Raw genomic sequence first — 11942 nt, 5'->3', positions numbered from 1 at the left:
GTTTGTGGTAAAATATTTCAGGATTAATTTAAAGAGGGGTTTATTTTGAAGTTGAAGAGACGATTCTGGTTATTTGCTACAATAATTTTTATTTCTTTGTGTGGTTTTCTCAATAGTGAACAGGTAAATGCAAAAGCTTATACTAGTAAGCAGTTGCGTACCTACACCAAGAAAACCATGAGGAAATATCACTTACGCGGAACAATTGAAATTGTTCAAAATGGACATCGGCAACAAGTTAGTGAAGGCTATGGCTATTACAAACGCCGAATCGGTAATGGAAGTAAAAAACTGGTTTATCCAGTAGGATCTTTGCAAAAGTCAATTACTGCAGCAATTATTACGCAGTTGATTTATAAAAATAAATTTTCACAGAATACTAAGATATCACGTTGGTATCCTTTATTGAAACATTCATCGAAAATTACGGTAGGACAACTAATGACGCATACTTCAGGTATTAATGTATCTGGAACAGAATCAAATCATGGTATTACTTTTTCTGAAAACGGCGCAATTAAATGGACAATTGCCAAAGCTGATTTCAACGCTTCATCACATCGCAATCGTTTTAACTATAATAATGCCAACTATGTTCTATTAGCAGGAATAATTCGTAAAGTAACGGGTAAATCTTATGCAGCAAATGTTAGAAGTCGAATTATTAAACCGCTTCATTTGCATCAAACCTACATTTATGATGAGATTCCACGTTCTAAGACTGATGCTATTTCTTATCTTTACCGTCATGGGAAGAATTATCAAAGTGCTGTTTATGCCAATAAGCATGTAGTTTCTCAATTGCCAGGTGCAGGAGATTTATTCTCCACGCCAGCTGATTATGAAAAAATACAGCAAGGGCTATGCAACGGCAAAATTTTAACTGCTAAGCAATTTAATTATTTGTCCCATTTAAAGTCGAAAGTTAATACTTATTCAGGTGGCTTTTATCTAAAAAAGGGCGGTACGTTAAAGCTTGCTTATGGTAATTTTGGCGATACTCATTTTGTTAACTGGATGCAACTAACCACAGATAATCAAAATGGCATTGTGATGTTCTTAAATCAACCCAATGGTAGCAAGAATCATATTAAGAGTATTGGCTACAGTATCTTAAGCAAGATTAAAGCAGGTACTTTTATTAAAAGGTAAAAATAAAGTTCAGCTTATATTTAATAAGCTGAACTTTTTTAACGGTGATTTTTAGGCATTTTATTACGTTGAGTAAATAGTTCTCCAATTAATTTGAAGAATCCATACGCAATTAATAAGCTACCGATGATAATAATTGATCGACGGTTGAATGCACTAGGGTTGACTACTACAACAATTCCTAATGCAAAAGCAATAATAGCTTCTATTGCCACAATTATGATATGAAAGACTCCAGGAATTTTACGTAAAATCAATTGCCTTAGTCGAACATATGAATAAATAATCAGAAATAGTCCTAAGAAGTAATGAGCTAGGAAGATTAATAAGCGATTATTGGAAATCAACGCCGTTGACAATGCAAAAACTACTAAATATGAAGTGATAAAGAAGTTTTTTTGTCGTTCCTTTAATTTTGATTTAGCAGTATCCAAAATCTGATGGGCACTAAAAGCAATACCAGCGAATGCAACTAATGCACCGAATGCTCTAACGGCATATTGGGGTAAAGTTAAACTAATAATACCCAGAACTACCATAATCCATCCAACGATAGTATCTGTGGAGAAAAGGACTTTAGTTAGGTGTCGACTTTTGATCATTTGCCAAATAGCTGAGAAGAGCGAACCAAAGACAAAACGTGTTCTTCTGGATGAGTCCGCAAATGAGAAAAGAATTGCGCCAAAACCACTAAATCCATTTTTGTCTAATTCGTTAATCTTAGTAGCTCCTCCAGCACCTAAAGCGGAGAAAAGATCATTAGTTAGAGATTCCCTTTCATCTAATGTTGCATCCCCAATCCATTGATTGATCAACTGATTGTAGACTTGAGATTGTGGATTACGGTGGCGCTTAGTATCAAAATTAGAACCGACAATTTGCCAACTGAATGCATCATGTTGACTCAAATTCTTACGAGTACTGTTAACGATTGTGGGTGAAATACCAGCTGGTTCAAATAAACGACCAATAACACTGAATTCCGGTACAAATCGTCTAAGCGTATTCTTTAAATATTTGGCGGGAAGTTGTGCACCAACTTCTTCAGCAATCCCTGGTGAATCAAAAGTATAAATTCGTTTTATTCTTTTACGTAATTTTGGTTCGATATTAATTGCAGCGTATTCGGCCAAATTACCACCTTTAGAATGACCACCAAGGTAGTAATCCTCATCATCTGCTTTTAAAATCTTTTCTAGCAGTTTTACAGCCTGTCTTTGAGCAGTGGTAATTCTAAAACTGATCTCGAAATCTTCTTTCCAGCCAATTAAGGAATCATCTGTCCCTCGAAAGGCAATGAAGTTTGTGCCATCAGTTAGTTCCACTTTAATTGCACTAAATTGTGTATGTTCGGTTAAAGTGCTAACAAAGTATGATAAACGCGCATCTTTAAAGCGATCAGCTTTAGCCATCAACTTAAACAATTCTTGATATTGCAAGTTATCGTTGCGTGGATGATCATCTGCAAAATATAATTTGGCAGCTTTTTCTAATGTAATTGTTTTACTGCCACTGTCTACAATATCAGGCAGTTCAAGATAAGAAAAAATAGATAAAACAAGGGCATCAATATCGTTGAAAGGCGATGTACTAAAATCAATATCGCCACGCCATTTTAAATAAGTAAGAATATTATTATCTGGATACATGTTTTACCCTCTTCAATTAAATAAATCCCTTTTCAATTTTAACGTAAGTAGACAAAGATAGTGCAAGAAAAAGGCTCTTTTGATAAAAAAGCAAGACAAATTTTAATGATGGTATAATAAAGCCACAGTTTTTGGGAGAAAAGAGGATTTTTATGTTAAAGACAGGGACTTATTCAGCTCAAGCCAGAGGAATGGCTGGTTTTGTTGGTGTTAAATTAACAATTAAGGATAATAAAATTACCGATGTTGATTTGGATTTATCAACGGAAACGCTTAAATATGGACAAAGGGCTGAGAAACAATTAAAAGCAGAAATTTTAGATAAACAAGGAGCAGATATTGATGTAGTTACGGGAGCCACTTTTACTTCTAATGGGGTAAAGGAAGCTGTCAAAGAAGCATTAAAGAAAGCAGAAGAATAGATAGTAGGTAATTTAGTATTTGTTTATTGTACTTCTCATGCTAAAATAAACCTTGGATTTTTTGATGTATCAACAAAATGGAGGGAAGAAGTATGAAAAAATCCATTAAGGGAGTTATTATAACGAGTGCTCTTCTTGCTGGCTTATTTATTGGTGGTTACCAATCACAGCATGTAAGTGCCAAAAGTTATGACAAGGCTGTAACTAAGATTGCTGGTAATGGCAATTATGCTATTTATCACCGTGTTTCTAAGGGTGGCCCAAGTGGCAAGTTCACTTCAACCAAGTACTTTAAGCATGGTCAAATTCAATCTAAGAGATATGTTTCAACTAAGAAGGGAAACTTCTGGGATATTTACGTAGATGGTCGCCATGTTGGTTGGGTAAGTGAAAAGTTTTTTGCTAGAAACACTATTTCACTTGCTGGTAGCGTATCAGTAGTAAAGAACTCTGATTATGGTTTCCCAACTAGAGATGCCATTAACTACGCTACTGACAGTCATGGTACTGCAGTTAACCCAAGCAAAGTTAGTGTTTCTAAGGCTTACGTAAGCACTAGTTCATCTACAGTTGACTACAGTTATGGTAAGGCTAAGGCTTCATTAAATATTGACGTTCGTTCTGGTAAGGGCGAAATGGGTGAAGCTAACTTGACTCCTAAGTCAGGATTTAAGTCAGTAACTACTTGGAATGGTGGTTCTAAGAGTTCATCAAGAAACTGGAATGCTGCTCATCACTATACTTCAGAAACCAGCAGCAATACTTTCAGATCTAATGGTTTAACTTTAAGAACTAGACTTTTCCAACCACGTTTTGTCAGCTTAGGATATGGTCAAGCTGGGGATGCAATGGGTCAAGTTGGTGTAATTCCTGAAGGTATTACCGTAAATAGTGGTATTTTTACTACTTCAATGTTTACTAGCAGCAATGATCAACACGGTCACCTTGTTTCATACAACTTAAACGCTATTAAGAGCAAGTATGCTGCACAAAACTTGACAACTATGCGTTGGTCAACCTTTAGATCATATGCAAACAATATCAAGGTTAGTCCATACATCAAATTAGGTCATGGTCAATCATTAGGCTCATCATCAAGCTACATTTATGTATTAGCTAATGATAACAAGTACAATAACGGTCCTCGTTCAGAAGAAATTCTTCAAATCCGTAAGAGTGATATGAAGATTAACAAGATCTGGACATTCAGAATTGCTGAGAACCGTTACATCCACAATGCTACTTTCGTTGGTGATAATACCATGTATGCATTGTTCCACAATGGTGGTTACAACAACTACGAATACTGGAAGTTAACTAGAAGTGGTGACAGTTGGACTGCTACTGAAGTTGGTGCAACTAAGGGTAGATTCGTTTCAAATTCACCAGTTCAAGGTTTCACTTACGGTAACGGTAACTTCTTCATTGGCTTCAATGATCACATCTTCAAGGTCGGTGAAAATGGTACTGCTAAGAAGCACTATCGCTTCAACGTAAGAAGAGAAATTGAAGGGCTTTCAGCTAATGGTTCTAACCTTTATGTTCAATTCGCACAACGTGCTGAATTAACTCAAGGTCGCATTTAATTTAGTAAAATAATTAAAATAAACAAAAATACAGAAAAGCTTTTTAAACTTTTCTGTATTTTTTAGTCCGAATATGCTGTCCAGTCAGGATCATCTTTGGCCTTAAAACACATTTTTACCTGTTCTAAATTATTTTTACCAGGAGATAGCTCAGGCAATTCATTAATCCCAAAATACTTAGCAGCTGTGGTTTCGTCATTAGGGGTAAACTTTCCACCTAATTCTTTACATAGGAAAAAGAATTTTTCAACTCCAAAAGCATAAGGTGGTTGATTATGTTGGTTACGTTCATGAACTGCAATTAATTTTATTATTTCAACGTCTCGTCCTGATTCTTCTTTAGTTTCTTTAATGCAGTTTTCTTTTGGTGATAAATTAATTTCACACCAACCACCAGGTAGGGACCAGCGACCATCGCTTTCTTTAACTAGTAAGATTTTGTCATCTTTAAAGATTGCTGCACGAGTATCAATTTTAGGCGTAGGATAGCCAGAATCATTGCAAAAAAGACTTTTGACTTTCTTGGTAGGCAAACCTGTTTTTTCGGCCATCATTTCTGCTGCAATTTCACGAATACGTTGATATCTCTCAAGATCGAATTTATCATGTCCATAAGTTAAGCCCGCTTGGGCCAAACTTTGCAATTCGATTGCCCAATCTGTAAATTGATCGAAGTTATCCATAAGACTACTTTGTTCTTTCCAAAATTTCATCCATCTTTTTGAAAAATAAATCTTTGTGTGCCTTGGTAACTAAGGTAACTTCACGTCCACTTGGATCACGGTCAAAACTACCAGCTCTTAAACCATCAGTAATGACTTTAGCATGAGTTACTTCTGTTTCTACTACTTCTGGATAAAGTGCACTAACAGTAGTCAAGACATCCCATAGATATAATTCCGCAGCTGGGATTGAAACAATCATGCTGTATCCTTGACCAACTAAGTCCATAGCAGGGTATTTACGCAAGCTTGCCCAGTGTTGTCTCAATTTATCATTAAGAGGCAATTCTTCAGTACTTTCCAAACCAACCATTTGAATTTTGATATTAGAATCAAAAACTCGCTTAACAGCATATGGATCCCAGAATGAATTCCATTCTTGGCTGCCGTCTGCATTAACCATGGCAACGTTGCCGTGACCATCGAGTGAACCGCCCATCCAATAGAGCTTCTTAATGTTCTTTTCGATATCCGGATCGGTGTCTAAGGCACGGGCTAAATCGGTTAAAGGACCAGTCATTACTAAGGTTACAGGTTCTTTGGATTTCTTGATCTTTTCTACCATATCAAGGTGAGCAGGAAGTTCTGCTTGTGGGGTATCGATATGACCTTTTTCGTTTAACATTGGCAAATAATTGAATGAATAAGTTGCCATACGCCATTCGTGTGGAAATTGGTTAACAGCTCTTGAATTGGAACGAGCTACTGCTAATTTATCACCACGTAAATTAAATAAATCAGTCATCTTGCGACAAGCTTCAACGGATGGGTCAATATAACCATCCGCGTCAATGGCACCTACACCGAGTAATTTGATGTCTGGTGCTTGCAAAAGCAAAAGATAAGAAACTAAATCGTCGATATTACCATCATGATTAAAATAAATATTTTTCATTTGTTTGGCCTTTCTAACTATGTACTTTCATTTTAGCAGATTAGATGAAAGTATCGTTTAAATAATTCTTTTTTCGGTAGTCATTAGGTAGCATATGGTATTGTTCTTTAAATTTAGTATAAAAAGAATTTAGGTTATGAACGCCAACTAGATTGCAGATCTTGGCTATTGAGTAAGAGCTAGAATTAAGTAAATATTGAGCCTGTTCTAATCGTTTTCTGGTACGAAGCTGAATGAAAGTCTGACCAGATAAATCCTTGATTAAACTGCTTAAGTAGGGCTTAGTATAGCCGTATTTAGTAGCTAACTTACCCAAAGAAATTGTTTTATAGTTATTAGATATTTCAGTTAAAAGATCGACTAAAAGTTGTTGTCGATTATCATAAATTTGCTTTTCAATCATTGGATAATTACGAATGATTTTAGCTAATAAAATATTGAAATAATTATCGATAATCATGCCACGGTAACTGAAGCCAGAAAAATACTCGTTAATAATATCGTCCATTGTATCTGTAATATCTGAGTTTTTAGGAAAGATAACGAATTTTTGTTTATTGTGATTCTGCAATGAGATATTGAAAAGATACTGGTAAATGAAACTATCTTTTTTATGAGTTTTATCGAGAAAATCAAAAGAAATATTCTTATTATTGAAAATTAGATTAATCATCAGATCATTTTTATTTAACTGACCAACACTGTGATGACAACCAATATCCATCATTAAGACGTCACCCTCTTTTAGATGAATGGGTTCATCTTCTACAATTTGCATTCGCCTTGGAGCATATAGTTAATTTCTACAAATTGATGACTATGCAAAGGATAAGGAGCAAAACGATTATGCTTGCTTAGATAAATAGAATGATGACTAAGTAGTTTTTGATTGATTACTCTATTTTTATTGTCTTTAGACCAGACATAAGGCGAAAGATCGTTGACAAATTGGTGCTTTTTAATCTGTTGTTGTTCAATTGGACTTAATTTAGATAACTTCTTTAATATCGCTTCTTTAATCATAAGAAACCTTTTTTCTTTTATTAAAAAATACTATTTTGTCTTAGATTATTATTTATTTGAAACCGCATACTATACTAGTATCATAGCATTTATTAATAAAATTAATCTTAAGAAATGATATTAAATAATCCAACTTTTTGCCATTGTAAAAAGCTTCACAAAATTTAAGATAAAAAGTGTAAAGAAAAAATGAATAATAAGTAGCAAAGAAGGCATAATTATGAAGATAAAAGCTGCTGTTGTTGAAAAAAAGGGCGATCCCTTCGTAATTAAAGATGATATTGAGCTACATAAGGTTGGTCCAACTGATGTTCAAGTGCATATGGTTGCTAGCGGTATCTGCCACTCAGATGAAGCTATTCGTAAAGGTGATGCTAGTTTAGGCTATCCAGTAATTCTAGGTCACGAAGGTGCCGGGATTATTGAAAAAGTTGGTTCCGAAGTACAAAACTTAAAGCCAGGCGATCATGTTGTGATGGCTTTCTACGCAGATGGACTTTGTGACAAGTGCTTAGAGGGTATTCCTACACAATGTCGTAATTATGCTAAATACAACCTTTCAGGTACTCGCTTTGATGGTGATGATCAATTCCAAGAAAATGGCAAGCATATTTCAGATATGTTCAACCAATCATCCTTTACTACTACGACTGTTACTAACCAAAGAAACTGTGTCAAAGTAGATAAAGATACTGACCTTCGTCGGGTAGGCCCATTGGGTTGTGGTTATATTACAGGTTCAGGTACTGTCTTCAATACTTTGAAACCACGTCCAGGTGAAACAATTGCTGTGTTTGGTACTGGCGCTGTTGGTTTAGCCGCAATGATGGCTGGTAAAATTTCCGGTTGTACTCGTGTAATTGCCGTTGATATTGTTCCATCTCGTTTGAAGTTAGCTAAGGAATTAGGTGCAACTGATACAATTAATTCTAAGGAAGAAGATCCAGTAAAGAAGATCAAGGAATTAACCAATGGCTATGGTGTTGATTACACAGTAGATACTACGGGATTACCTGCAGTAATGAAGAGTGCCATTGATGCTTTGGCTCAAGGTGGTACTGAAGCTGCCATTGCTGTAACTCCACATAACCTTGAATTCTCAACTTGGAATGATCTTTGTACTAGTGATCGTAAAATCATTGGTGTCAATATGGGTGATGCTATCCCACAAATTGATGTACCACGTTTGATCAGATTCAATAAGTTAGGTATGTTTGATTATGAAAAGACTGAAAAGTTCTTTGACTTTGAAGACATTAATGAAGCTAACCAAGCTTCGGTATCAGGTAAGGTTATTAAGCCAGTCTTAATCATTGATAAGGACTACAAGCCTGGTGACTAAAGCAAGTGGTGAAATAATAAATACCCGTTTAAAAGATCTCCGAATGGAGATCTTTTTTAGTACAATATAATTATGAAAATCAATGAATTAAGAACTGCTTTTGAGCAGAAAGCTAATAGAGACAATGCTCAACATATGGCGAAATATATGCGTAATCAATTCATCTTTTATGGACTTAAAACACCCCAAAGAAAAGAAATTTACCATGACTTTCTTAAGAATGAGAAAAGAAAGAAGCAAATAGATTGGGCTTTGTTAGATCAAGCTTGGCAAGATGAACATAGAGAGATGCAGTATTTTGTCTATGATTATTTGTTAGCAATGAAAAAATATGTATCTTATGAAGACTTATTCAGAATTGAAAAGTTTGTTAGAACCAAGCAGTGGTGGGATACGATTGATGCGTTAATGAAAGTCTATGGTTATGTTGGATTGAGGGATGCAAGAGTAAATGATTTAATGCTTCAATGGTCCATCGATCCTGATAAGTGGGTTAGACGAGTAGCAATAGAATACCAACTGCTAAGAAAAGAGCGTATGAATACAGATTTGCTTGCTAAGATTATTGAAAATAATTTTGATAGTGAAGAATTCTTTATTAATAAGGCGATAGGATGGGCACTTCGTGACTATTCAAAGACTAATCCAGAATGGGTTAAAAGATTCATTGAAGAGAATCATGATCATTTAGCTAAATTAAGTATTAGTGAAGGCAGCAAGTATTTAAGGGTATAAAAAAGAGTTAGAAATTTTAGTTCTAACTCTTTTTTGTATTTTGATTTTTTACTTGATTAATCTAAATCTTGACCGTTTGATTCGATCACTTTCTTGTACCAGAAGAATGAATCCTTGCGTGAACGAGCCAGGGTACCTTCACCAGCATCGTTCTTATCAACGTAGATGAAGCCATAACGCTTATCCATTTGACCAGTACCTGCAGAAACTAAGTCGATGCAACCCCATGGCAAGTAGCCCATTAAGTCAACGCCATCAAGTTCGACCGCCTTTTCCATTTCTGAAATGTGGTTTCTCAAGTAGTCAATTCTGTAGTCATCATGGACTGAACCGTCGGATTCAACCTTATCGTAAGCACCAAGACCATTTTCAACGATAAATAATGGCTTGTGGTAACGATCTTGTAATTGGTTCAAAGCAATTCTCAAACCTTCTGGATCGATTTCCCAGCCCCAGTCACTACGTTTCAAAGTAGGGTTTTTAGCAACTGCCTTAGCTAAGTCCGTCAAATCATCAGGTTTAACTTTTTCACTGGAAACAGTAGTGGTTTGGTAGTAGGAAAAGCCAACATAGTCAACGGTACCTTCTTTTAAGACGATTTTATCTTCATCGGTAATGTCAGGACGGTAGCCATTTCTCTCAATATAAGCTTCAACGGCCTTTGGATATTCACCAAATACATGAACATCTGAGAACCAGTCACGACGTTGTTCCCATTTATCTGCTAAAAGCACGTCGTCACTTGATGGAGTAAGTGGACGAACAGGTGAGTAGTTGATCATACAACCAATCTTGAAGTTAGGGTTGATCTTATGACCAATCTTTACCGCCAAAGCAGAAGCAACTAATTCATAGTGACCAGCTTGATACATAGCTGCTTCTTTGTCCTTGTCAGTCATTCCATCTTTAAACAAGATGCCAGAGTTAGTAGCCATTAAAAAGTCGTTGTTGAATGCTGACTGATTATCAATTTCATTAAAGGTCATCCAATACTTAACCTTGTTCTTGTAACGCTTAAAGCAAACTTCTGCGAAGCGAACGAAGAAGTCGATTACTTTACGGTTAGTAAAACCACCGTAGTTTTTAGCCAAGTTAAATGGCATTTCAAAGTGGGAGAGGGTAATTACAGGTTCAATGCCGTATTCATGACAAGTATCGAATAAGTCGTCATAGAACTTTAAACCTTCTTCATTAGGTTCTTTTTCATCGCCATTAGGGAAGATTCTAGTCCAAGCGATGGAAGTTCTGAAAGCCTTGAAGCCCATTTCAGCCATTAATTTAAGATCTTCCTTGTAATGGTGATAGAAATCAATGGCGGAGTGGTTAGGATAATTCTTGCCAGGAAGCACGCCATCGGTGATTTCACGAGGCTTAGTAGCAGAACCCACAGTCATTACATCGGCAACAGATACGCCTTTGCCGCCTTCTTTCCAAGCACCTTCAAGTTGGTGAGCAGCAACGGCGCCACCCCATAAAAAGTTCTTTGGCATTTTTGCTGAATACATTGATTATTTCCTCTCTTTCTTGTATGTAACTGGAAACGTTTACAACGGTCATTCTTACACACTTACGTTTTTAAATCAAGCAAAAGATTAATCGCCGTTTACGGTTAAAGCGCCACGATCATAGCGGTTGCGCGACTCTGAAAGCTCAAATGGACGGCCATCTTCTAAAAATGCTTTTTGCTGAATGCATAAAACAGGATCATCGCGCATGCAGTCTAAATATTTCATGTCGTAGGCGTCTGACTTTTCAGCAGTAATAATTCGATCATCTTTGCCAATTTTAAGACCGAGATCATTCTGAATATAGGAATAAACAGAGTGATGTAGCACATCTAGAGTGATACCCGGAATTCGTTTAACTGGCATAACCGTATATTCCAATTTGGCAGGTTTTCCATTTAAAATTCTTTGCCGAATGATGTCATAAACTTCGTCATTTTTACCCAGATTAAGAGCTTTTCTTTCTCCTGCACTAGGTTTTCTAATATTAAAAGCAATTACATGACTAGTTAAATGGAATGCGCTATTAACATGTCTAGTAAAACCGTTATGTTCATTAACGCCCGAATTAAGAAAGATATCAGGAATAGACTTATTGGTAATAAATGTTCCATGACCCTTAACTGTTTTAATTAGTTTTTTTATTTTGCAATATTTTTAATGCATGAACAATCGTTACACGACTAGTATTGTATTTTTTTGCTAAGTCAAATTGTTCAGGTAAGCGTCTGTTATATTTCTTTTCGATAATGTCTTTTTCAATGTCATTAGCAATTTCTTGGTAGCGACTCAAAGAGATCTACCTCCTTTCTATTGTAAAGATAAAATCTTACATAGATATTCTAACAGTTTTCTCTTATAAAAGTGAAAGCGTTTGCTAAATATTCAAAACTTTTTTGTAAGCAATTTCA

11 protein-coding genes and 1 pseudogene are annotated in these 11942 nt (G+C 35.7%); 5 read left to right on the top strand and 7 right to left on the bottom strand.

Going from position 1 to position 11942, the window contains the following annotated elements; translation table 11 throughout:
- The first annotated feature begins 45 nt into the window (after positions 1–45).
- Positions 46–1152 carry a serine hydrolase domain-containing protein gene (locus FC57_RS00935; protein WP_007125441.1) on the top strand — a complete coding sequence of 369 codons (1107 nt, stop codon included), beginning with the start codon at positions 46–48 and terminating at the stop codon, positions 1150–1152.
- Between the two features lie 38 nt (positions 1153–1190).
- Here FC57_RS00935 and FC57_RS00930 read toward each other — a convergent pair whose 3' ends face one another.
- Positions 1191–2801, bottom strand: a complete 1611-nt coding sequence (locus FC57_RS00930) for an Mbeg1-like protein (RefSeq protein ID WP_007125442.1) — start codon at positions 2799–2801, stop codon at positions 1191–1193.
- 152 nt (positions 2802–2953) lie between these two features.
- Here FC57_RS00930 and FC57_RS00925 point away from each other — a divergent pair, with 152 nt between their 5' ends.
- On the top strand, positions 2954–3223 hold the full coding sequence (locus FC57_RS00925) for an FMN-binding protein (RefSeq protein ID WP_007125443.1): 270 nt from the start codon (positions 2954–2956) through the stop codon (positions 3221–3223).
- 92 nt (positions 3224–3315) lie between these two features.
- Entirely contained in the window at positions 3316–4809 is a 1494-nt protein-coding gene (locus FC57_RS00920; protein WP_052536193.1) for an LBA0864 family S-layer associated protein, read from the top strand.
- A 62-nt stretch (positions 4810–4871) separates the two neighbouring features.
- On the opposite strand, the gene FC57_RS00915 is transcribed toward FC57_RS00920, so the two are convergent.
- From FC57_RS00915 to FC57_RS10970, 4 genes are read right to left on the bottom strand one after another with little or no spacing between them, the layout of a single operon-like run.
- Positions 4872–5492: an NUDIX hydrolase N-terminal domain-containing protein gene (locus tag FC57_RS00915; RefSeq protein WP_040529428.1), complete on the bottom strand. Its 621-nt coding sequence runs from the start codon at positions 5490–5492 to the stop codon at positions 4872–4874.
- A gap of 4 nt (positions 5493–5496) precedes the next feature.
- The gene (locus tag FC57_RS00910) at positions 5497–6426 is read right to left on the bottom strand and encodes a nucleoside hydrolase (RefSeq protein ID WP_007125446.1); all 930 of its coding nucleotides are present in this window, start codon (positions 6424–6426) and stop codon (positions 5497–5499) included.
- A gap of 40 nt (positions 6427–6466) precedes the next feature.
- Positions 6467–7204, bottom strand: coding sequence for an AraC family transcriptional regulator (locus FC57_RS11190; protein WP_007125447.1), 738 nt, complete (start codon positions 7202–7204; stop codon positions 6467–6469).
- Positions 7192–7449, bottom strand: a complete 258-nt coding sequence (locus FC57_RS10970; protein ID WP_007125448.1) for a cupin domain-containing protein — start codon at positions 7447–7449, stop codon at positions 7192–7194. The genes FC57_RS11190 and FC57_RS10970 overlap by 13 nt, the downstream gene beginning before the upstream one ends.
- A 220-nt stretch (positions 7450–7669) precedes the next feature.
- On the opposite strand from FC57_RS10970, the gene FC57_RS00900 reads away from it, so the two are divergent.
- Both FC57_RS00900 and FC57_RS00895 read left to right on the top strand, forming a co-directional pair.
- Complete coding sequence (locus FC57_RS00900; protein WP_007125449.1) at positions 7670–8791, top strand: NAD(P)-dependent alcohol dehydrogenase; 1122 nt, start codon at positions 7670–7672, stop codon at positions 8789–8791.
- Between the two features lie 72 nt (positions 8792–8863).
- Positions 8864–9526: a DNA alkylation repair protein gene (locus FC57_RS00895; RefSeq protein WP_007125450.1), complete on the top strand. Its 663-nt coding sequence runs from the start codon at positions 8864–8866 to the stop codon at positions 9524–9526.
- Positions 9527–9582: 56 nt separating this feature from the next.
- On the opposite strand, the gene FC57_RS00890 is transcribed toward FC57_RS00895, so the two are convergent.
- Together FC57_RS00890 and FC57_RS00885 are read right to left on the bottom strand one after the other, a co-directional pair.
- Positions 9583–11031 (bottom strand): 6-phospho-beta-glucosidase, encoded by a 1449-nt coding sequence (locus FC57_RS00890; RefSeq protein ID WP_007125451.1) that lies wholly within the window; start codon positions 11029–11031, stop codon positions 9583–9585.
- An 87-nt stretch (positions 11032–11118) separates the two neighbouring features.
- Positions 11119–11824 (bottom strand): annotated as a pseudogene (locus FC57_RS00885) (GntR family transcriptional regulator).
- Between the last annotated feature and the right edge of the window lie 118 nt (positions 11825–11942).

It is taken from the genome of Lactobacillus ultunensis DSM 16047, assembly GCF_001436305.1.
GTDB lineage: Bacteria > Bacillota > Bacilli > Lactobacillales > Lactobacillaceae > Lactobacillus > Lactobacillus ultunensis.
This window is presented reverse-complemented; position numbering and strand designations above follow the sequence as displayed.